This window comes from Citrobacter sp. RHB20-C16 (assembly GCF_013890155.1).
GTDB lineage: Bacteria > Pseudomonadota > Gammaproteobacteria > Enterobacterales > Enterobacteriaceae > Citrobacter_A > Citrobacter_A amalonaticus.
The window spans coordinates 4,432,868-4,455,174 of record NZ_CP057630.1 but is presented as its reverse complement, the minus strand read 5'-3'; the positions used below and the strand labels follow the sequence as shown (position 1 = coordinate 4,455,174).

General features: G+C 54.7%; 20 protein-coding genes. 13 read left to right on the top strand and 7 right to left on the bottom strand.

What is annotated here, in order from left to right; all coding sequences use genetic code 11:
- Nucleotides 1-26: 26 nt before the first annotated feature.
- The gene (lysC, locus tag HVX64_RS21330) at nt 27-1,376 is read right to left on the bottom strand and encodes a lysine-sensitive aspartokinase 3 (protein ID WP_042999018.1); all 1,350 of its coding nucleotides are present in this window, start codon (nt 1,374-1,376) and stop codon (nt 27-29) included.
- Nucleotides 1,377-1,669: 293 nt separating this feature from the next.
- Between lysC and pgi the strand changes: the two genes are divergently transcribed.
- From pgi to HVX64_RS21305, 5 genes are all read left to right on the top strand, one after another.
- Nucleotides 1,670-3,316, top strand: a complete 1,647-nt coding sequence (pgi, locus tag HVX64_RS21325; RefSeq protein ID WP_044253378.1) for a glucose-6-phosphate isomerase — start codon at nt 1,670-1,672, stop codon at nt 3,314-3,316.
- 404 nt (nt 3,317-3,720) lie between these two features.
- Nucleotides 3,721-3,963, top strand: coding sequence for an exopolysaccharide production protein YjbE (yjbE, locus tag HVX64_RS21320; RefSeq protein ID WP_042321038.1), 243 nt, complete (start codon nt 3,721-3,723; stop codon nt 3,961-3,963).
- A gap of 63 nt (nt 3,964-4,026) precedes the next feature.
- A complete protein-coding gene (locus tag HVX64_RS21315; protein WP_042999020.1) occupies nt 4,027-4,665 on the top strand; it encodes a YjbF family lipoprotein in 639 nt (212 codons plus the stop codon).
- Entirely contained in the window at nt 4,662-5,399 is a 738-nt protein-coding gene (locus HVX64_RS21310) for a capsule biosynthesis GfcC D2 domain-containing protein (RefSeq protein WP_042999021.1), read from the top strand. The genes HVX64_RS21315 and HVX64_RS21310 overlap by 4 nt, the downstream gene beginning before the upstream one ends.
- The gene (locus tag HVX64_RS21305; RefSeq protein ID WP_044253375.1) at nt 5,399-7,495 is read left to right on the top strand and encodes a YjbH domain-containing protein; all 2,097 of its coding nucleotides are present in this window, start codon (nt 5,399-5,401) and stop codon (nt 7,493-7,495) included. The genes HVX64_RS21310 and HVX64_RS21305 overlap by 1 nt, the downstream gene beginning before the upstream one ends.
- 12 nt (nt 7,496-7,507) lie before the next feature.
- Here the strand turns inward: HVX64_RS21305 and HVX64_RS21300 are convergent, their stop codons facing one another.
- The gene (locus HVX64_RS21300) at nt 7,508-7,972 is read right to left on the bottom strand and encodes an acyltransferase (RefSeq protein ID WP_042999023.1); all 465 of its coding nucleotides are present in this window, start codon (nt 7,970-7,972) and stop codon (nt 7,508-7,510) included.
- Nucleotides 7,973-7,982: 10 nt separating this feature from the next.
- Nucleotides 7,983-8,492, bottom strand: coding sequence for a GNAT family N-acetyltransferase (locus tag HVX64_RS21295; protein ID WP_044253372.1), 510 nt, complete (start codon nt 8,490-8,492; stop codon nt 7,983-7,985).
- 140 nt (nt 8,493-8,632) lie between these two features.
- On the opposite strand from HVX64_RS21295, the gene psiE reads away from it, so the two are divergent.
- Nucleotides 8,633-9,043 carry a phosphate-starvation-inducible protein PsiE gene (gene psiE, locus HVX64_RS21290; RefSeq protein ID WP_042999025.1) on the top strand — a complete coding sequence of 137 codons (411 nt, stop codon included), beginning with the start codon at nt 8,633-8,635 and terminating at the stop codon, nt 9,041-9,043.
- Between the two features lie 92 nt (nt 9,044-9,135).
- On the opposite strand, the gene malG is transcribed toward psiE, so the two are convergent.
- From malG to malE, 3 genes are all read right to left on the bottom strand, one after another.
- Nucleotides 9,136-10,026: a maltose ABC transporter permease MalG gene (gene malG, locus HVX64_RS21285; RefSeq protein ID WP_044253369.1), complete on the bottom strand. Its 891-nt coding sequence runs from the start codon at nt 10,024-10,026 to the stop codon at nt 9,136-9,138.
- Between the two features lie 103 nt (nt 10,027-10,129).
- Nucleotides 10,130-11,674 (bottom strand): maltose ABC transporter permease MalF, encoded by a 1,545-nt coding sequence (gene malF / locus HVX64_RS21280; RefSeq protein WP_044253367.1) that lies wholly within the window; start codon nt 11,672-11,674, stop codon nt 10,130-10,132.
- A gap of 126 nt (nt 11,675-11,800) precedes the next feature.
- A complete protein-coding gene (gene malE, locus HVX64_RS21275) occupies nt 11,801-12,991 on the bottom strand; it encodes a maltose/maltodextrin ABC transporter substrate-binding protein MalE (protein WP_042999028.1) in 1,191 nt (396 codons plus the stop codon).
- 369 nt (nt 12,992-13,360) lie between these two features.
- On the opposite strand from malE, the gene malK reads away from it, so the two are divergent.
- The 5 genes from malK (at nt 13,361) to ubiA (ending at nt 18,484) form a co-directional block, all read left to right on the top strand.
- Complete coding sequence (gene malK / locus HVX64_RS21270; protein WP_042321056.1) at nt 13,361-14,470, top strand: maltose/maltodextrin ABC transporter ATP-binding protein MalK; 1,110 nt, start codon at nt 13,361-13,363, stop codon at nt 14,468-14,470.
- A 74-nt stretch (nt 14,471-14,544) separates the two neighbouring features.
- Nucleotides 14,545-15,870, top strand: a complete 1,326-nt coding sequence (locus HVX64_RS21265; protein ID WP_042999029.1) for a maltoporin — start codon at nt 14,545-14,547, stop codon at nt 15,868-15,870.
- 107 nt (nt 15,871-15,977) lie between these two features.
- The gene (malM, locus tag HVX64_RS21260) at nt 15,978-16,922 is read left to right on the top strand and encodes a maltose operon protein MalM (protein ID WP_044253364.1); all 945 of its coding nucleotides are present in this window, start codon (nt 15,978-15,980) and stop codon (nt 16,920-16,922) included.
- Between the two features lie 179 nt (nt 16,923-17,101).
- A complete protein-coding gene (gene ubiC, locus HVX64_RS21255) occupies nt 17,102-17,599 on the top strand; it encodes a chorismate lyase (protein ID WP_042999031.1) in 498 nt (165 codons plus the stop codon).
- Between the two features lie 12 nt (nt 17,600-17,611).
- The gene (gene ubiA / locus HVX64_RS21250; protein ID WP_044253361.1) at nt 17,612-18,484 is read left to right on the top strand and encodes a 4-hydroxybenzoate octaprenyltransferase; all 873 of its coding nucleotides are present in this window, start codon (nt 17,612-17,614) and stop codon (nt 18,482-18,484) included.
- 130 nt (nt 18,485-18,614) lie between these two features.
- On the opposite strand, the gene plsB is transcribed toward ubiA, so the two are convergent.
- A complete protein-coding gene (gene plsB, locus HVX64_RS21245; RefSeq protein WP_044253357.1) occupies nt 18,615-21,035 on the bottom strand; it encodes a glycerol-3-phosphate 1-O-acyltransferase PlsB in 2,421 nt (806 codons plus the stop codon).
- Nucleotides 21,036-21,205: 170 nt separating this feature from the next.
- Here plsB and HVX64_RS21240 point away from each other — a divergent pair, with 170 nt between their 5' ends.
- Both HVX64_RS21240 and lexA read left to right on the top strand, forming a co-directional pair.
- The gene (locus HVX64_RS21240) at nt 21,206-21,574 is read left to right on the top strand and encodes a diacylglycerol kinase (RefSeq protein WP_042999034.1); all 369 of its coding nucleotides are present in this window, start codon (nt 21,206-21,208) and stop codon (nt 21,572-21,574) included.
- Between the two features lie 122 nt (nt 21,575-21,696).
- Nucleotides 21,697-22,305, top strand: coding sequence for a transcriptional repressor LexA (gene lexA, locus HVX64_RS21235; protein ID WP_042321072.1), 609 nt, complete (start codon nt 21,697-21,699; stop codon nt 22,303-22,305).
- Nucleotides 22,306-22,307 lie beyond the last annotated feature (2 nt).

The following is a 22,307-nucleotide window of genomic DNA, read 5'->3' as shown; positions in this document are numbered from 1 at the left end:
ATCGCCATCCGGCATTCAGGCCTGTCTCACTCAAACAAATTATGGTGCAGTTTCTGTACCACCTGTTCTGCTTCGGTGCCAGGCACCAGGAAACAGAGGTTATGGCTGGAAGCGCCATAGCAAATCATGCGGATATTGAACGGTTCCAGTACGCCGAACACCTCTTTGCCGACACCGCAGGCTTTCGACAGATCGTTACCAATCAACGCGACCAGCGCGAGACCTTCTTCCACTTCCACCCGACACAAGGCCGACAGTTCCATTAGCAGCGACTGCGTCAGCAGCGTATCGCCGGTGGAGGTGGAACCGGTGGTGTCCAGCGTCAGCGCCACGCTCACTTCAGAGGTGGTGATCAAATCTACGGAGATATTATGGCGCGCCAGAATGCCGAACACTTCAGCCAGGAAACCGCGCGAGTGCAGCATATTCAGGCTGTGCAGGGTCAGCAGCGTCTGCTTACGACGCAGCGCCAGCGCGCGGAACAGCGGTGGATTCTGCGTTTTGTTACAAACCAGCGTGCCGCCTGCTTTCGGATCTTTACTGGATCCAACGAAGACCGGGATATCGCTGCGCACCGCCGGCAGCAGGGTGGCCGGATGCAGCACTTTCGCGCCGAAGGTGGCCATTTCCGCCGCCTCTTCAAAGGCGATTTCATCGATACGCTGGGCGGCAGGCACCACGCGAGGATCGGTGGTATAGATGCCCGGAACATCCGTCCAGATATCGACACGCGCCGCATGCAGCGCTTCGGCCAACAGGGCGGCTGTGTAGTCGCTGCCGCCGCGTCCGAGTGTGGTGGTACGCCCTTTGCCTTCGCTGCCGATGAACCCTTGCGTGATCACCAGCCCTTCGCTCAGACGCGGGGTCAGTTGCAATGTCGCCAGCTCCGCCAGCGCCGCTACGTCAGGTTCGGCACGGCCAAAGCGATCGTTGGTTCGCATCACTTTACGCACATCAAACCACTGCGCCTGAACGTTACGCTCACGCAGGATCTCAACAAACAGCAGGGTGGACATCAGTTCGCCGTGGCTGACCAGTTCATCCGTCAGTGCCGGGGAGGTGGCTAATGAGGCCGCTTCTGCCAGCGTGGTGATATTTTCCAGCAGGCGTTCAATCTCTTCACGAATGACGTTGGGATAACGCAGACGCTCCAGGATATCGAACTGAATTTTTCGGATGGCGTCGAGCTTCTCAAAGCGAGCCTGTGGTTCCAGTCCTTCTGCCAGCGCCACCAGCAGATTGGTGATGCCAGCAGAAGCTGAGAGCACCACTACGCGCACGTTTGCATCGGAAAGCACCACGTCGGCGCTGCGGTTCATGGCATCAAAATCAGCGACGCTGGTACCGCCAAATTTGGAAACAACGATTTCTGTCATAACAACCTCGTGTCAGGGAGTGAGAAAGCGACCTGGGCACAAAGGCAGAACAGAAACCGGTGCAGGCGCAAATACCGTATTTATAAATAAAATGTGCAGACGACACTGTCAACGCCGGGATTATGCGGATTTTTCATGCTGGCAAGTGGCTGAGTAACCGTACTTATAACAACGCTGTTTTTTCACTGTATTTGACCGAAGCCAGGGCAACGGCACTAAAACAATCACACTTTTCTGTGACTGGCGTTACAATCGATCACAGTCACAATTCTCAAATCAGAAGAGTATTGCTAATGAAAAACATCAATCCAACGCAGACCTCTGCCTGGCAGGCACTACAAAAACACTTTGACGAGATGAAGGACGTTACCCTCGCGGATTTGTTCGCGAAGGATAACGATCGCTTCAGCAAATTCTCCGCAACGTTTGACGATCTGATGCTGGTGGATTACTCCAAAAACCGCATCACCGAAGAGACGCTGGCGAAACTGCAGGATCTGGCGAAAGAGACCGATCTGGCGGGCGCCATCAAGTCCATGTTCTCCGGCGAGAAAATCAACCGTACGGAAGATCGTGCCGTGTTGCATGTGGCGTTGCGTAACCGTAGCAATACCCCGATTATGGTTGACGGCAAAGATGTGATGCCGGAAGTCAACGCGGTGCTGGAGAAGATGAAATCTTTCTCCGAAGCCATTATTTCGGGTCAGTGGAAAGGTTATACCGGTAAAGCGATCACCGACGTGGTCAACATCGGTATTGGCGGCTCTGACCTCGGCCCGTTCATGGTGACCGAAGCGCTGCGCCCATACAAAAATCACCTGAATATGCACTTTGTTTCTAACGTCGACGGTACCCATATCGCCGAAGTGCTGAAGAAAGTGAATCCGGAAACTACCCTGTTCCTCGTGGCGTCCAAGACCTTCACCACGCAGGAAACCATGACCAACGCCCACAGCGCGCGTGACTGGTTCCTGAAAACCGCCGGTGATGAAAAACACGTTGCGAAACACTTCGCTGCACTGTCTACCAATGCGAAAGCGGTTGGTGAGTTCGGTATTGATACCGCCAACATGTTCGAGTTCTGGGACTGGGTGGGCGGTCGTTATTCTCTGTGGTCAGCGATTGGTCTGTCGATCATCCTGTCTGTCGGCTACGACAACTTTGTGCAACTGCTGTCCGGCGCGCATGCGATGGATAAGCACTTCTCGACCACGCCTCTGGAGAGCAACCTGCCGGTGCTGCTGGCGCTGATCGGCATCTGGTACAACAATTTCTTCGGTGCTGAAACCGAAGCCATCCTGCCGTACGACCAGTATATGCACCGTTTCGCGGCCTACTTCCAGCAGGGCAATATGGAGTCCAACGGGAAATATGTTGACCGTAACGGCAACCCGGTGGATTACCAGACGGGTCCGATCATCTGGGGTGAGCCGGGAACCAACGGTCAGCACGCGTTCTACCAGTTGATTCATCAGGGAACCAAAATGGTGCCTTGTGACTTTATCGCCCCGGCGATTACCCATAACCCGCTGTCCGATCACCATCCGAAGCTGCTGTCTAACTTCTTCGCCCAGACTGAAGCGCTGGCGTTCGGGAAATCCCGCGAAGTGGTGGAGCAGGAATACCGTGACCAGGGTAAAGATCCGGCCACGCTGGAACACGTGGTACCGTTCAAAGTGTTTGAGGGCAACCGCCCGACTAACTCCATCCTGCTGCGTGAAATCACCCCGTTCAGCCTGGGGGCGCTGATCGCCCTGTATGAGCACAAAATCTTTACACAGGGCATCATCCTGAACATCTTTACCTTCGACCAGTGGGGCGTTGAGCTGGGTAAACAGCTGGCAAACCGTATTCTGCCGGAGCTGAAAGATGATAAGGCGATCGAAAGCCACGACAGCTCGACTAACGGATTGATTAACCGTTATAAAGCCTGGCGTTAATCTGCCAGCGTGCCGGATGGCGGCGAATGCCTTATCCGGCAAATTAATAATGAAATCAGCCGATATTATTATCGGCTTTTTTTATAAGATAATTCCGGTTGTTCGTGTTGTTCTCCACCGTTCTATATTGAGCATAATCCTAAAATAATAAATAACCGGAAAATAACGCCGTGTTATTTTAGGATAATACGGATCGTCCAGATGTCATGTTTTAATGATAACTAATTGTTTTTAATGTTTATTGTTATTTTAATTAAAGTAAATAATTCAACAAAAGTCCAATTATCCTAAAACCATTCCGCTATTTCCCCCTACCGTAATTCGCATGCTTTAGTTGTGTATACTCGATCCCGCCCGAAACGCTTTTGGGCAAATCTCCATTCATTCAATGAAGGGAAATTGTTATGAAAAAAGTTCTGTATGGCATTTTTGCCATATCTGCGCTTGCGGCGAGTTCTGTCTATGCAGCCCCCGTTCAGGTGGGTGAAGCAGCAGGTTCGGCAGCAACGTCGGTGTCGGCGGGTAGCTCCTCGGCATCCAGCGTGAGCACCGTAAGTTCGGCGGTGGGTGTCGCTCTGGCGGCAACCGGCGGCGGTGACGGTTCCAATACCGGGACCACCACCACAACCACCACCAGTACCCAGTAACACCGGTACGTTTAACTCTAACCACACTTCGGTGTGGTTATTTTGCCCTTCTGGAGAAGAGTCGTGAAGCGACCTGCGCTCATATTACTTTGCCTGCTGTTACAGGCCTGCTCAGCCACCACAAAGCAGCTGGGCAACTCACTGTGGGACAGTCTGTTTGGCACGCCCGGCGTCCAGCTAACGGACGATGATATCCAAAACATGCCCTACGCCAGCCAGTACATGCAGCTCAACGGCGGGCCGCAGCTGTTTGTGGTGCTCGCTTTCGCAGAGAACGGGCAGCAGAAATGGGTGACGCAGGATCAGGCCACTCTCGTGACCCAGCATGGTCGTCTGGTGAAAACGTTGCTTGGCGGCGACAACCTTATCGATGTGAATAACCTCGCAGATGACCCGCTGAGTAAACCGAATCAGATCGTCGACGGTGCCACCTGGACCCGCACGATGGGCTGGACGGAATACAAGCAGGTGCGCTATGCCACCGCGCGCTCCGTCTTTACATGGGATGGCAACGACACGGTAAAAGTCGGTAGCGAAGAGACGCCGGTTCGCGTGCTGGACGAAACTGTCACGACCGATCAAGCGCGCTGGCATAACCGTTACTGGATCGATAACGAAGGGCAAATTCGCCAGTCGGAGCAGTATCTGGGCGCGAACTTCTTCCCGGTGAAAACCACGCTGATTAAGGCGGCAAAATCATGATGAAACGGACTCTTGCAGCGCTGATCTTCAGTCTGAGCGCGTCATCTGTTTTTGCTGCGGGGACCGTTAAGGTCTTTAGCGCCGGTAGCACAGAGCCGAAAACGCTTACCGGCGCTGATCATCTTATCGATCTGGTGGGACAGCCCAGACTGGCGAACAGCTGGTGGCCTGGCGCGGTGATCGCTGAAGAGAAAGCGACCGTGAAAGCGCAGGGCCAACAGCAGGCGCTGCTGGCGCGCCTGGCGGCGTTAAGCGCCAACGCAAGCGGGGACGATGCCGCCGCCATTAACGCGTTGCGCCAGCAAGTTCAGGCGCTGAAGGTGACGGGTCGACAGCTGGTGAATCTCGATCCGGACATCGTGCGGGTCAGCGAACGCGGCAATCCGCCGTTGCAGGGCAACTACACGCTGTGGGTCGGCGGGCAGCCGACGGACGTCACGCTCTTTGGCCTGATAAGCCGTCCCGGAAAACAGCCGTTTATGCCCGGACGCGACGTCGTCAGCTATCTCGATGGACAAGACCGGCTCAGCGGCGCGGATCGCAGCTATGCGTGGCTTGTTTATCCCGATGGCCGAACGCAGAAGGTGCCGGTGGCGTACTGGAATAAGCGTCACGTTGAACCGATGCCTGGCAGCATCATTGTTGTCGGGCTGGATGATTCTCTCTGGAGCAGCGAACCGGAAGCGCTGAACGCCGACATTCTTCATACCCTGACGCAGCGGATACCTGAATAATGAAAAAAACATATCTGCTCAGCTTACTGGCGCTGGGCATCAGCGCAGCCTGCCATGCCGAAACGTATCCGGCGCCGATTGGACCCTCTCAGTCGGATTTTGGCGGCGTGGGATTATTACAGACCCCAACCGCGCGCATGGCGCGTGAAGGGGAGTTGAGCCTCAACTATCGTGATAACGATCAGTACCGTTACTACTCCGCCTCCGTGCAGCTTTTCCCCTGGCTGGAAACCACGCTGCGCTACACCGACGTGCGGACCAAAAAGTACAGCAGCGTCGAATCGTTTTCCGGCGATCAAACCTACAAAGATAAAGCGTTCGATCTGAAGTTACGCCTGTGGGAAGAGAGCTACTGGATGCCGCAGGTGTCGGTCGGTGCGCGAGATATCGGCGGGACTGGCCTGTTTGATGCGGAATACCTCGTGGCGAACAAAGCCTGGGGACCGTTTGATTTCTCACTCGGCCTCGGCTGGGGATATCTGGGAACCAGCGGCAACGTCAGTAACCCGCTCTGTTCGTACAGCGATAAATATTGCTACCGCGATAACCGCTATAAACAAGCTGGCTCCATTGATGGCAGCCAGATGTTCCACGGCCCGGCATCGTTGTTTGGCGGCGTTGAGTACCAGACGCCGTGGCAGCCCCTGCGGCTGAAGCTGGAATATGAGGGCAATAACTACCAGCAGGATTTTGCGGGCAAGCTGGAACAGAAAAGCAAGTTTAACGTCGGCGCCATTTACCGCGTCACCGATTGGGCCGACGTTAACCTCAGCTATGAACGTGGTAACACCTTTATGTTTGGGGTAACGCTGCGGACTAATTTCAACGACTTACGCCCATCGTATAACGATAACGCGCGGCCGAAATACCAGCCGCAACCGCAGGACGCGATCCTGCAACACTCAGTGGTGGCGAATCAGTTGACGCTGCTGAAATACAACGCCGGACTGGCAGATCCGCAGATTCAGGTGAAAGGCGACACGCTGTACGTGACCGGCGAGCAGGTGAAATACCGCGACTCGCGTGAAGGTATTGAACGGGCGAATCGGATCGTGATGAACGATTTGCCAGAGGGGATCCGCACGATCCGCGTGACGGAAAACCGTCTCAACCTGCCGCAGGTCACCACCGAAACGGACGTCAGCAGCCTGAAACGCCATCTGGAAGGCGAACCGCTGGGACAGGAAACGCCGCTGGCGCAACAACGCCTTGAGCCGATAGTGCCGGAACGCACTGAGCAGGGCTGGTATATCGACAAGTCGCGCTTCGACTTCCACCTCGATCCGGTGCTGAACCAGTCCGTGGGCGGACCGGAAAACTTCTACATGTACCAGTTGGGTGTGATGGCGACGGCGGATCTGTGGGTGACCGATCACCTGCTGACCACCGGAAGCTTGTTTGGAAATCTCGCCAATAACTACGATAAATTCAACTACACCAATCCGCCGAACGATTCGAAGCTGCCGCGTGTGCGTACCCGCGTGCGTGAATATGTGCAGAACGACGTTTATGTGAACAACCTGCAAGCTAACTATTTCCAGTACTTGGGTAATGGTTTCTATGGTCAGGTCTACGGGGGTTATCTTGAAACCATGTATGGCGGGGCGGGGGCAGAAGTGCTGTACCGTCCGGTCGACAGCAACTGGGCGTTTGGTCTGGATGCAAACTACGTGAAACAGCGTGACTGGCGCAGCGCGCAGGACATGATGAAATTCACCGACTACAGCGTGAAGACCGGACACTTGACGGCCTACTGGACGCCGTCATTCGCCCAGGACGTGCTGGTGAAAGCAAGCATCGGTCAGTATCTGGCGGGGGATAAAGGCGGCACGCTGGATATCTCTAAACGCTTTGACAGCGGCGTGGTGGTGGGTGGTTACGCCACGCTTACCAACGTCTCGCCGGATGAGTATGGCGAAGGGGATTTCACCAAAGGCGTCTACGTGTCGATTCCGCTGGATCTCTTCTCTTCCGGCCCGACCCGCAGTCGTGCGGCCATCGGCTGGACGCCGCTGACGCGTGATGGGGGTCAGCAGCTCGGACGTAAATTCCAGCTCTATGACATGACCAGCGATAAAAGTGTGAATTTCCGCTGAGTTAACGTGGTTTTATCCAGCCGGAAGACGGCGTAATAATCTGGCTGGATTACCCGCATATACGCCTTTTTCGGTGATTGATTTGGTCACCACGCTACCCGCACCGATAACTACACCATCGCAGATACTGACCGCCAGTATTGTCGCGCCGCTACCAATGGAGACATCGTCACCAAGAGTAATTCGTCCCCAACTGCTGCGGTCGGCATTGGGTTTTCCTTCCCGAAACATATCGTTAGCGAACATGACGCCGTGGCCGATAAAGCAGCGGGAACCGATGGTGACATATTCGCAAATGAAGGTATGCGACTGGATTTTTGTCTCTGCGCCAATCTGCGTATTTCCCTGAATTTCGACAAAGGGGCCGACAAAAACGTTGTCGCCAAGCCGGCAGTCGTAGAGATTGGCGGGTTCATAAATCACCACATTTTCACCACAGGTGACATTGCGGAGGGTGGACTGACGAATCGTTGCCATTTTGGGTCTCTCAGAGCGGTTTTTCCATGACGTGAAGCGTAGTGGTCTGCGACGTGGTGGAAAAAAAAGTGTTTTTCACAAAGGTCATTCCCTGTTGTTCATAGAACTGACGTGCCCGGGGGTTATCCGCCAGTACCTCCAGCCAGATCCGTGTTTCCCCTTGCGCTTTGGCCTGACGGACCACTTCGGCAAAAAGCTGTTCACCGTACTGTTTGCCAGTTTCGCCCGGCAGAAGGTAGATCTTATGCAGCAATGTCCCCGGCGGGTCTTGTGGCTCAAGGGCCTGATGTAACGAATACTTCGCAAAACCAATCGGGACGTCAGTAAAAGCGATCAACCAGAAGGTGCCCGCTTCTGCGAGACTTCTGGCGATGGCGGGCAGAGAATATTCCTGCTCAAGATACGCCGCCAGTTCGTCATCGTTTTTCCACAGATGGGCAAAATGATGACGATAGCTGGTATATCCCATTGTGCTCAACAGGCTGGCATCGTCTTGTATTGCCATTTGAAACCGAAGCATTTCGCCTTCCTTTCAGAATGTTAGGGTTGAAAGGATTGTCACACCCTTTTCTGATTGCACAAAACATAAACAAAAAATATAGATCTCCGTCACATTTTTGCGTTATACAGGAACCTCACCACTGAGAAAGAGGTGCTGTTATGACGTCACTATCTCGTCCGCGCGTGGAGTTTATCTCTACGATCCTACAGACCGTGTTGAACCTTGGGCTGTTGAGTCTGGGCCTGATCCTGGTCGTATTCCTCGGCAAAGAGACACTGCATCTGGCTGATGTGCTTTTCGCGCCTGAACAAGCCAGCAAGTATGAGCTGGTGGAAGGGCTGGTTGTCTACTTTCTCTATTTCGAATTTATCGCGCTGATTGTGAAGTACTTTCAGTCAGGCTTTCACTTTCCGCTGCGCTATTTCATCTATATCGGGATCACCGCGATTGTCCGGCTGATCATCGTCGATCACAAATCGCCAATGGACGTGTTGATCTATTCGGCGGCGATCCTGCTGCTGGTGATCACCCTCTGGATGTGTAATTCGAAACGCCTGAAGCGTGAGTAAAAAAAGGGCGCTCCGTGGAGCGCCGAATTACAGTCACAAGTTGGATAAAACAAGTTGAGGGTGCAGTGGCATTACAGGTACTTCGATGAAACTTAACCTTTGACTCCGCCCGCCGTCAGGCCGTTGACCAGCCAGCGCTGCGCCAGCAGGAAGACCAGAGTGATTGGAATCGCGGACAGCACGGCGGCAGCGGCAAAATCGCCCCACAGATAGTTTTGTGGGTTGAGGTACTGCTGCATCCCGACCGCCAGGGTGTAGCTGTTCACATCACGTAGCAACAGTGAGGCAACCGGTACTTCGGTGATGGCGGCAATGAACGACAGAATAAAGACCACCGCCAGAATGGGCACCGACAGCGGCAGCAACACCAGACGGAACGCCTGCCATGGGGTTGCTCCATCCAGTGCGGCCGCTTCTTCCAGCGAGCCGTCGATGGTTTCGAAATAGCCTTTGATGGTCCACACATGCAGTGCGATACCGCCGAGATAGGCGAAGATCACCCCGCCGTGGGTGTTCAGACCGATAAACGGAATGTACTGACCGAGGCGATCGAACAACGCGTACAACGCGACCAGCGACAGCACCGCCGGGAACATCTGGAAAATCAGCATTCCTTTGAGCAGCGTGGCTTTGCCAGGGAAGCGCATACGGGCAAAAGCGTAGGCACAGGTAGTGGACAGCGCCACGATACCCATTGCGGTGATCCCGGCGATTTTCACCGAGTTCCACAGCCATAACAGTACCGGGAAGGGGGGCGGCGTGACGCGGCCATCAGCGTGTTCAACGCTAAAGCCCAGCGCCAGCCGCCAGTGCTCCCAGGAGATTTTTTCCGGGATCAGGCTCCCGGTCGCAAAGTTACCTTCACGCAGCGAGATGGCGATAACCATCAGCAGCGGGAACATGATCGCCGCGATAAATATCAGCAGCAGCAGGTGCGTGATAAAGAGGCGCAACTTTTGAGATTTCGGTTGGACCATAGCCATAATTTTTCTTCACTCCTTAATACCGCTCCAGGCTATTTCACTTGCCATTCTGAATGCTGGCAGCATCCAGACTGGCGGCGCCAATGACGCCTGGTGATGCTGATTAATCAAATTTCATGCGTGTGGCTTTCAGGTTCACAATCGCCAGGGCGCCGACCAGCAGGAAGATCAGCGTGGCGATTGCCGCCGCCAGACCAAAGTCCTGACCGCCGCCGCCTTCAAAGGCGATGCGATAGGTGTAGCTCACTAACAGGTCGGTATACCCGGCTGGCGTGGTCGTTCCGAGGCGATCCGGACCGCCGTTGGTTAACAGTTGAATCAGCACGAAGTTGTTAAAGTTAAAGGCGAAGCTGGCGATCATCAGCGGCGTCAGCGGCTTGATCAGCAGCGGGAGCGTAATCTTAAAGAAGTTCTGGAACGGGCCTGCGCCATCCATTGCCGAGGCTTCGTACAGGTCGTCCGGAATCGCTTTCAGCAAGCCCATGCACAGGATCATCATGTACGGATAACCGAGCCAGGTGTTGACGATAATAATCATCGAACGGGCAGTGGTCGGATCGCTGAACCACGCTGGTTTGATGCCAAACAGCGCGCTCAGCATCATGTTGATTTCACCAAAGCTCTGGTTGAACAGCCCTTTGAAAATCAGAATTGAGATAAACGACGGCACAGCGTACGGCAGGATCAGCAGGACGCGGTAAATGGCCTTACCTTTCAGCGATTCCCACTGCACCAGACACGCCAGCACCATCCCCACGGCGACGGTCAGAATCACGGTCAGCACTGAGAAAACCACCGTCCACACGAAGATGGCGAAGAATGGCTTCTGGATCCCTTCGTCCGTAAAGACGCGGGTAAAGTTATCCCAGCCGATGGTCACGGTGTAGCCTGGACTCAGCTTCTCATCACCCCAGTTGCCGTCCGCATTGATGGACTGGTAATAGCCGATGTCGTTATTGGGACGGTATTTCACGCCGCTCTGGTTGTTGGTCAACATGCCGTCATCAGCGAGGGTGTACAGCGGCTGCGTACCGGAGAACTGGCGCAGCGAGCTCATGATCACTTTACTGCCATCGGGCATCACGGCGGTAATCTGATTCAGCGCCTGGCGATTCTGGGTGATGATGCGCAGCGTTGCGCGTTCACCGGTCGGCAGGGCGTCTGTCTCTTTCAGCGCCAGCTTTTGCTCGCCACCAAATTTAAAAGCGTCGGAGAGGTAATTCTTTCCGGTTTCGCCGTCGGTGAGAGCCAGTTGCCACTCTTCACCGGCAGGATATAGCCCGAAGTTAAAGGATTTACCCGCCTGATAAGAGCGGTCCATCAGCACCTCTTGGGCGCGTTCGAAAGTGAGCTGGTTGGTGCTGCTGTAGTTGGTAAAGGCAATGGCGATGGTGCAAATCAGCGGAAACAGGACAAACAGCCCCATACCAGCCATGCCTGGGTAAACGTAGCGCCAGGCGTAGGTCTTACGGTTGGCAAAAATGTACAGGCCAGCAGAGCTTAAAATCAGCGTCATGATGGCGAACAGGTACTCCCCCTGTGCATACATTAAAACAACAAGGTAACCCACCAGCAGGCCCAGCAGACCTATCACTGACCATTTCAGCGTGTCGCTTTGCCACCAATGTTTCTTTTTAATGACATCCATGGGGATCTTCCTCTACAACAGTGAAATCTTGTCGTGAATGTGCCGGATGGCGACATAAATGCCTTATCCGGCCTACAGACGTTTGTAGGCCTGATAAGCGCAGCGCCATCAGGCACATCGACAGCATTACTTGGTGATACGGCCCTGCGCGTCTTTCAGTGCTGCGTCAACGGTCTGACGACCGCTGGCGGCGTTGATGACCGCCGTACGAACCGCGTACCAGAACGCAGACATCTGCGGGATGTTCGGCATGATTTCGCCTTTCTGGGCGTTATCCATGGTGGCGGCGATACGTGGATCTTTCGCTAACTGATCCTGATAGGATTTCAGCGCCACGGCGCCCAGCGGTTTGTCCTTGTTCACTTCTTCCAGACCTTGATCGGTCAGCAGGTAGTTTTCCAGGAACTCTTTTGCCAGTTCTTTATTCGGGCTGGCGGCGTTAATACCGGCACTCAGCACGCCGACGAACGGTTTAGACGGTTTGCCTTTGAAGGTTGGCAGCAGGGTGACGCCGTAGTTCACTTTGCTCTTATCGATGTTCGTCCATGCCCACGGACCGTTGATGGTCATCGCCGTATCGCCTTTGTTAAAGGCCGCTTCGGCGATGGAGTAGTCGGTGTCGGCGTTCATGTGTTTGTTCTTGATGAGGTCAACCAGGAAGCCCAGACCCGCTTTCGCGCCTGCGCTGTCGACGCCCACGTCTTTCACGTCGTACGTGCCGTTTTCAAACTTGAACGCGTAACCGCCGTCGGCAGCAATCAGCGGCCAGGTGAAGTACGGCTCTTGCAGGTTGAACATCAGCGCGCTCTTACCTTTCGCCTTCAGCTCTTTATCCAGTGCCGGAATTTCTTCCCAGGTCTTCGGCGGGTTTGCCACCAGGTCTTTGTTGTAAATCAGCGACAGCGCTTCAACCGCGATCGGATAGGCGATCAGTTTGCCGTTGTAACGCACGGCATCCCAGGTGAACGGATAGAGTTTGTCCTGGAACGCTTTATCCGGCGTGATTTCAGCCAGCAGGCCAGACTGTGCGTAACCGCCAAAACGATCGTGCGCCCAGAAAATGATGTCCGGACCGTCACCGGTTGCCGCGACCTGCGGGAATTTCTCTTCCAGCTTGTCCGGGTGCTCGATGGTCACTTTGATACCGGTGTCTTTCTCGAATTTTTTACCCACTTCGGCCAGGCCGTTATAGCCTTTGTCGCCGTTAATCCAGATAACCAGTTTACCTTCTTCAATTTTGGCCAGAGCCGGTGCGGAAATCATCATTGCTGCGAGGGCGGACAATGCGAAAACGCGTGCGCCAGTCTTGATCTTCATATCTGCCATCCTTTTGGTGATGTGCTCGTGGTAAGACTTCAGTGGTTCAACGTGACTCAGTCTCCTTATTTGACATCCTCTTTCCATCCTCCTTACCCCTACGCCCCACCCGCTCTTTATGTGATCTGTGTTGCAGAAATATGAGTAATGCGTACTGGCGCACATAAAAACAGACTCATTTTTGCGGGGAACATCACGAAATTACGCGATGTCCCCCGGCCAGGGTCTCAGACTTCCTTCCCTCATCCTCCCGACTCCTCCCCCATAAAAAAGCTGGGGGGTGGAGGATTCATGCTCGCAGTGAATCCCGCATAGTCGGGCCATCATGAATGTTGCTGTCAATGACAGGTTGTAACGAAGGGAGAAGGCATGGCGAGCGTACAGCTGCGAAATGTAACGAAAGCCTGGGGTGATGTGGTGGTATCGAAAGATATCAATCTCGACATTCACGAAGGGGAATTCGTGGTGTTTGTTGGACCGTCAGGCTGCGGCAAATCGACCCTGCTCCGTATGATTGCCGGACTTGAAACGATTACCAGCGGAGACCTCTATATTGGGGAAACCCGCATGAACGATATCCCCCCTGCGGAACGTGGCGTCGGGATGGTCTTCCAGTCCTACGCGCTCTACCCCCATTTATCCGTTGCCGAAAATATGTCGTTTGGCCTGAAACTGGCGGGCGCGAAAAAAGAGGTAATGAATCAGCGTGTTAACCAGGTTGCCGAAGTGCTGCAACTGGCGCATCTGCTGGAGCGTAAACCGAAAGCCCTTTCTGGGGGACAGCGCCAGCGCGTGGCGATTGGCCGTACGTTGGTGGCGGAACCGCGTGTGTTCCTGCTCGATGAACCCCTCTCCAACCTTGATGCCGCGCTGCGCGTGCAGATGCGTATCGAAATCTCCCGTCTGCATAAACGCCTGGGTCGCACGATGATCTACGTCACCCACGATCAGGTCGAAGCGATGACGCTGGCCGACAAAATCGTGGTGCTGGATGCCGGTCGCGTCGCGCAGATTGGCAAGCCGCTGGAACTGTATCACTACCCGGCAGACCGCTTCGTCGCGGGTTTTATTGGTTCACCGAAGATGAACTTCCTGCCGGTGAAAGTCACCGCAACCGCCATCGACCAGGTGCAAGTGGAACTGCCGAACCGTCAGCACGTCTGGCTACCGGTCGACAGCCGTGATGTGCAGGTCGGCGTAAATATGTCGTTAGGTATTCGTCCGGAGCATTTGCTGCCCAGTGATATCGCCGATGTCACGCTGGAAGGCGAGGTTCAGGTCGTCGAACAGCTTGGTCACGAAACACAGATTCATATTCAGATCCCCGCCATTCGTCAAAACCTGGTGTACCGCCAGAACGACGTGGTGTTGGTAGAAGAGGGCGCCACATTCGCTATTGGCCTGCCGCCAGAGCGTTGTCATCTGTTCCGTGAAGATGGCACCGCATGTCGTCGGTTGCATAAAGAGCCCGGTGTTTAAGGTGTCCCATTAAAAAAAAGCGCAAAACCCTACGGTGAAGCGTGCAAAGAAAAGCAATGATCTCAGGAGATAGAATGATGATTACTCTGCGCAAACTCCCCCTGGCGGTTGCCGTCGCAGCAGGCATTATGTCTGTTCAGGCAATGGCAGTGGATTTCCATGGTTATGCTCGTTCCGGTATCGGCTGGACGGGTAGTGGCGGCGAACAACAATGTTTCCAGGCAACCGGTGCTCAAAGTAAATACCGTCTTGGCAACGAATGTGAAACGTACGCGGAACTTAAACTGGGCCAGGAAGTCTGGAAAGAGGGCGATAAGAGCTTCTATTTTGACACCAACGTTGCCTACTCCGTGGCACAGCAGAATGACTGGGAAGCCACCGACCCGGCATTCCGTGAAGCGAACGTACAGGGTAAAAACCTGATCGACTGGCTGCCTGGCTCCACCATCTGGGCAGGTAAGCGCTTCTATCAGCGTCATGACGTTCACATGATCGACTTCTACTACTGGGATATTTCAGGTCCTGGCGCCGGTATCGAAAATATCGATCTGGGCTTCGGTAAACTGTCTCTGGCCGCCACCCGTTCTCAGGAAGCCGGCGGCTCTTACATCTTCAGCAGCAATGATATCTATGACCGTTACAAAGACACGGCGAACGACGTTTTCGACGTGCGTTTAGCCGGTCTGGAAACGAACCCGGACGGCGTGCTGGAACTGGGTGTTGACTACGGTCGTGCGAACAAAACTGACGGTTACAGCTATGCCGACGGTGCCACTAAAGACGGCTGGATGTTCACCGCTGAACACACGCAAAGCATGCTGAAAGGCTACAACAAGTTTGTCGTTCAGTACGCTACCGACGCAATGACGACTCAGGGTAAAGGGATCCCGCAGGGCTCCTTCACGGGTAACAACTACAACCCAGATACGGAAATTGGCGTCGTTAACAACGAAATCAACAACAACGGTAGTCTGGTGCGTATCCTCGACCACGGTGCTATCTCTCTGGGCGACCGTTGGGACCTGATGTACGTCGGTATGTATCAGGATATCGACCGTGACGATAACAACGGTTCAACCTGGTACACCGTCGGTGTGCGTCCGATGTTCAAATGGACACCGATCATGAGCACCCTGATGGAAATCGGCTACGACAACGTGAAGTCTCAGCGTACCGACGACACCAACAACCAGTACAAAATTACCCTGGCGCAACAGTGGCAGGCTGGCGACAGCATCTGGTCCCGCCCGGCTATTCGTGTCTTCGCGACCTACGCGAAGTGGGATGAGAAATGGGGTTACGACAACGGCATCGCCTACAGCGATACCAGCGCGCGCACCTACAGCCGTGGCGACAACGATGAGTGGTCCTTCGGTGCTCAGATGGAAATCTGGTGGTAATCCGGCACTAACCTGACGTAGCGAGGGGCGTAAGCCCCTCTGTTTCTCGCGGTTTAGCGCGCTATTGCCTGGCCACCGCTGAACCCACGCTTTCTGAGGTGATAACAATGAAAATGAAGAAAAGTCTCGTCGCCCTTTGTTTATCCGCAGGGTTAGTTGCCAGTGCGCCGGGCATCAGCCTGGCTGACGTGAATTACGTTCCACAGAATACCAGCGCTGCACCGACGATTCCGACGGCGGCACTCCAGCAGTTAACCTGGACGCCGGTTGACCAGTCCAACACGCAAACCACACAGCTTTCGACCGGCGGTCAGCGTCTTGATGTCGCGGGCATCTCCGGTCCGGTTGCCGCTTACAGCGTACCGGCGAACATAGGGGAGCTAAACATAACGCTCACCAGCGAAGTGAACAAACAAACCAGCGTCTTCGCGCCCAACGTCCTGATTCTCGATCAGAACATGACGCCTTCTGCGTTCTTCCCCAGCAGCTATTTCACCTACCAGGAACCGGGCGTGATGAGCGCGGATCGTCTGGAAGGGGTGATGCGCCTGACGCCAGCGCTGGGCCAGCAGAAGCTTTATGTTCTGGTCTTTACGACCGAGAAAGATCTTCAGCAGACCACCAAACTGCTCGATCCAGCGAAAGCCTACGCCAAAGGCGTGGGTAACTCGGTGCCGGATATTCCGGATCCGATCGCCCGCCATACCACCGACGGTCTGCTGAAGCTGAAAGTGAAAACCAGCAGCAGTTCCAGCGTGCTGGTGGGGCCATTGTTTGGTTCTTCCGGCCCGGGTCCGGTGACGGTGGGCAATACCGCCGCTCCTGCGCCGACCTATGCTGCACCTGCTGCCGCGCCGGTGGTTGCACCTGCGCCCGCGAAGAAAAGCGAGCCGATGTTGAACGACACCGAAAGCTACTTTAACAAAGCGATTAAAGACGCCGTCGCGAAAGGTGACGTTGATAAAGCGCTGAAACTGCTTGATGAAGCTGAACGTCTGGGATCAACTTCTGCCCGTTCCACCTTTATCAGCAGTGTAAAAGGCAAGGGGTAATTTCTCCCCACATTGCTGATTTGCAACAACTGGTGCGTCAACTGGCGCACCTTTTTTTTAGCATTTCCTGCGACTTGTTACGTTTCTGTTGCGTAACAGATCACTTAATTATGTTTCCATCTTCCGTAAGCGCTTTTCTGCGATACAATGCCTTTCAGTTATGAAACGGAGAGTCAGGCATGTCACACCCCGCGTTAACGCAACTGCGTGCGCTGCGCTATTTTGAAGAGATTCCCGCCCTGGATCCAGAACAGCTCGACTGGCTGCTACTGGAAGATTCCATGACAAAACGTTTTGAACAACAGGGAAAACGGGTCACTGTGACCCTGATCAGGGAGGGATTTGTCGGTCAAAATGAGGTGGTGGAAGAGCTGACGCGACTGCCAAAAGAATCCCGCTACTGGCTGCGTGAAATCCTGCTCTGTGCCGATGATGAACCCTGGCTGGCTGGACGCACCGTGGTGCCTGAATCCACGCTGTCCGGCCCCGAACTGGCCTTACAACACTTAGGCAAAACCCCGCTGGGGCGTTATCTGTTTACATCATCGACGTTGACCCGAGATTTTATTGAGATTGGTTGTGATGCCGGGCTGTGGGGACGTCGTTCCCGCCTGCGACTGAGCGGTAAGCCGCTAATGCTGACCGAACTGTTTTTACCTGCATCGCCGTTGTACTAAGAGGAAAATAAAATGGAGTGGAGTCTGACGCAAAATAAGCTGCTGGCGTTTCACCGCTTGATGCGTACGGATAAGCCCATCGGCGCCTTACTGCTGCTCTGGCCGACGCTGTGGGCTCTGTGGGTAGCGACCCCTGGCGTCCCTCAAGGGTGGATCCTTGCGGTGTTTGTCGCCGGGGTCTGGCTGATGCGTGCCGCCGGATGCGTGGTTAATGACTATGCCGATCGAAAATTTGACGGACACGTAAAACGCACGGCGAACCGCCCATTACCTAGCGGCGCAGTGACGGAGAAAGAAGCCCGGACGCTGTTTGTGGTGCTGGTACTGCTCGCTTTTCTGTTGGTATTAACGCTCAACACCATGACCATATTGCTGTCGGTTGCAGCACTGGCGCTGGCGTGGGTCTATCCGTTTATGAAGCGCTACACCCACCTGCCGCAGGTAGTGCTGGGGGCGGCGTTTGGCTGGTCGATCCCGATGGCCTTCGCGGCGGTGAGTGAGTCGGTACCCTTGAGCTGCTGGCTGATGTTCCTGGCCAATATCTTGTGGGCGGTGGCCTACGACACGCAGTACGCGATGGTTGATCGCGATGACGATCTGAAAATCGGCATTAAATCGACGGCCATTCTGTTTGGCGAACATGACAAGCTGATTATCGGTATCTTGCAGGTGGCGGTGCTGGCGCTGATGGCGCTGATTGGCTGGCTGAACGGTCTGGGGCTGGGTTATTACTGGTCTGTGCTGGTCGCGGGCGCGCTGTTTGTTTATCAACAGAAACTGATTGCCAACCGCGAACGCGAGGCCTGCTTTAAAGCATTCATGAACAATAACTACGTCGGGCTGGTGTTGTTTATCGGTCTGGCAATGAGCTACTGGCACTTATAAAGCATCTTGCCCGGTGGCGCTGCGCTTATCGGGCCTACCAAACCGTAAGCCGATGTAGGCCGGATCAGGCGGAACGCCGCCATCCGGCAATCTAACATAAAAAAGCCGGTCATCTTGACCGGCTTTTTCTTTACTCGCTCTGCGTCGCGCTTTCGATGGTGAGGCGTACATCCGACGTGATGAGTTCCGCCAACATCTGATACACCTTCATCGTTTCGTCCGGCTCCGCATCGCCGGTATCGCTGATGTAACCCTCGTCACGCAGAGTCAGCACCAGTGAGCTGAACACCGCCTTGTCGAAGAATTCCGGCGCGTTAATACCGTGCAGCACAGACAGACGCTGCGCCACGGTGCGGCTTTCTTTCTCCAGCGTCCCGCGGTTGATCGACGGGTTAGCGCTCAGCAGCCAGAAGGTGATGGCATAACGCTGCAGCGTTTCGCGCGCACCCGCGGCCAGCAGTTGCAGCGTACGGGAATGAGCCGGATTGATATGCAGTTCATCATCCTGAACGGTAATCAGCCCCTGACGCTGCATTTCAGCCGTCAGCGCATCAATCACGTCTGCCAACTCATCGCGCTCCCAGCGCAGGAACAGCTCGGCTTTCAGCATCGGGTAGAGCACGTCAACGTGTTGCAGCAACGCTTCGCGGGAAATATGACGATGCTGGGTGACGATCGCCGCCATCAGTGACGGTAGCACCAGCATATGCGCGATGTTATTGCGATAGTAGGTCATCAGGACCGCCTGCTCGCGCGGCAGAATGATGATATCGCCAATGGTATCCTTCTCGACTTCGAATTTGTTCATCTGCAACGCGTGATCGATAAGATCGCTGGCGTTGACAGACGGCACGGTCGAATCAGAGGAATACGGCACGTTGCGCATCAGATCCAGGTAACAGTTGAGCTGCTCGGTCAATTGTTCGCGGGTCAGCGAACGCTGGCGAGACGCTAACAGCGCGGTGCAGCACAGGTTCATGGCGTTCGCCGCACCCGCATTGTTAATACGCACCATCAGCTCCGCCGCAATCCCGTTTACCGTCGGCGTCAGCCAGGCTGGACGCACGGCTTCGATCGGATCGATAGACTCGCGCCACTCCGGCACGTGGTGATTCAGGTAGGTCATCAATGGCATTGGCTCGCCAAAGTTGACGTAGCCCTGACCGAGATTACGCAGCTTGCTCAGGCCACGCAGCATCTGCGGCAGGCTCTCTTTCTCTTTGGTCGCGCCGCGCAGCTCTTTGGCATAGGTTCCCACTTCCATCACGTGCTCGTAACCGATGTAAATCGGCACCAGGGTGATCGGACGGGTGCCGCCGCGCAGCATCGCCTGGATGGTCATCGACAGCGTGCCAGTTTTTGGGTCCAGCAAACGGCCGGTACGGGAACGACCACCTTCGACAAAGTATTCAACCGAGTAGCCGCGGCTGAACAGTTCGCCCAGATACTCACGGAAAACCGTGGAATAGAGCTTATTGCCCTTAAAGGTACGACGAATAAAGAACGCGCCCAGGCGGCGGAAGATCGGGCCTGCCGGCCAGAAGTTCAGGTTGATACCTGCAGCGATGTGCGGCGGCACCAGCCCCTGGTGATAGAGCACGTAGGAGAGCAGCAGGTAGTCCATGTGGCTGCGGTGGCAGGGAACATAAACAATTTCGTGCCCGTCGTGCGCCAGTTGGCGAACGCGTTCTGCGTTGTGAACGTTAATCCCCTGATACAGCCGGTTCCAGGTGAAGCCCAGAATACGGTCGGTCAGGCGAATCATCTCGTAAGAGAAGTTGGCGGCGATCTCTTCCATCAGCGCAATGGCGTTTTGCTGCGCCTTTTCATGGGAGATTTTCTTGCTGCGCGCTTCGTCTTCCACCGCGCGGGCAATCGCTTTGGAGGCCAGAAGCTTGTTGAAGAGATCCTGACGCGCAGGTAGACGCGGCCCCACCGCGGCCAGGCGCTGACGGGCGAAGTGCATACGCGCCACGCGAGCCAGTTTCTGCGCAATGGTTTTATCCGTGCCGTGCTCATCGGCCATTCGGCGCAGAGAGACGGAAGGCGAGAAGCGGACAAAGCTGTCGCGGCCAAGCCAGGAGACGGCAAAGAATTTCTGAATGCCATTAAGCATGCGCAGCGGCGGGTTAACCTCGCCCTTTTCACGACCCGGAGAACGTCCAAACATCACCGACACCGGCACCATTTGCACATCCAGATCCGGATTGCTGCGATGCAGGTCGAGATAGTTATGGAACAGCTTGATGGACTCTTCTTTCGGCGTGTAATAGGTGAAGACACGCGGTCCGCCGTGAATGAACACATAGCGTGGCAACTGTGTGCCATCGATCTCCAGCGGTTCTAACGGGTCGGGGAGATCGTGCGCCAGACATTGCGCGCGCAGCGTCAGCAAGTCCGCTTTGGAGTTGTACGGCAAAACGTACATAATTGGGCGAGAGGTGTCGAGTCCCAATTCCGGGGCAGGATCTGCCGGAATAGACTTGCTTTTTACCAGTACACTTAATGGTAAATTCAGGATTTTGTAGTAAATTCGTGGCCAGCCGGACATAAACGATGTAAAGCCTCTGGTTAATAATGCAATTGCGTTGCAAGGATATCAGAAAGTCATGTGAATTTCTGGTCTATCCCGTCATACTTCGCGCCGCGTTGCCCTAACTCGAATTACATGAGTTAACAAGACAATGTCATTGACGCCAATAATGCAAAAAGGTTCTTTTAATGGCTAATAATACCACTGGATTCACCCGAATTATCAAAGCTGCAGGCTATTCCTGGAAAGGTTTTCGCGCCGCGTGGATTAACGAGGCCGCGTTCCGTCAGGAAAGCGTGGCGGCGCTGCTGGCCGTGGCTATCGCCTGCTGGCTGGACGTGGATGCCATTACGCGCGTTCTGCTGATAGGCTCTGTCATGCTGGTCATGATTGTTGAAATCCTGAACAGCGCCATCGAGGCGGTAGTGGACCGTATCGGCTCTGATTATCACGAACTTTCTGGTCGCGCAAAAGATATGGGGTCGGCGGCGGTACTGCTTTCTATCATTGTGGCGCTGATCACCTGGGGACTCCTGTTGTGGCCACATTTTCGCTAACGTTTTTCGACCCTGATTCCATAACCGGCTAAATCTGCTGTCGAATGTGTAGTTTGTGGTTCCAAAATCACCTTTAGCTGTATATACTCACAGCATAACTGTATATACACCCAGGGGGCGGAATGAAAGCGTTAACGGCCAGGCAACAAGAGGTGTTTGATCTCATTCGGGATCACATCAGCCAGACAGGTATGCCACCGACGCGTGCGGAGATCGCACAGCGTTTGGGGTTCCGTTCCCCAAACGCGGCTGAAGAACACCTGAAGGCGCTGGCACGTAAAGGGGCGATTGAAATCGTCTCCGGTGCTTCTCGCGGCATTCGACTGCTGCAGGAAGAAGAGGAAGGGTTACCGCTCATCGGTCGCGTTGCGGCGGGCGAGCCGCTGCTGGCGCAGCAGCACATTGAAGGCCATTATCAGGTGGATCCATCTTTGTTTAAGCCGAACGCCGATTTCCTGCTGCGCGTCAGCGGAATGTCGATGAAAGACATCGGCATTATGGATGGCGATCTGCTGGCGGTACACAAAACCCAGGACGTGCGTAACGGTCAGGTGGTTGTAGCGCGTATCGACGATGAAGTGACGGTCAAGCGCCTGAAAAAACAGGGCAATAAAGTTGAACTGCTGCCCGAAAACAGCGAATTTAAACCAATCCTGGTTGACCTTCGCGAACAGAATTTTACCATCGAAGGACTGGCCGTTGGCGTCATCCGTAATGGTGAATGGCTGTAGTA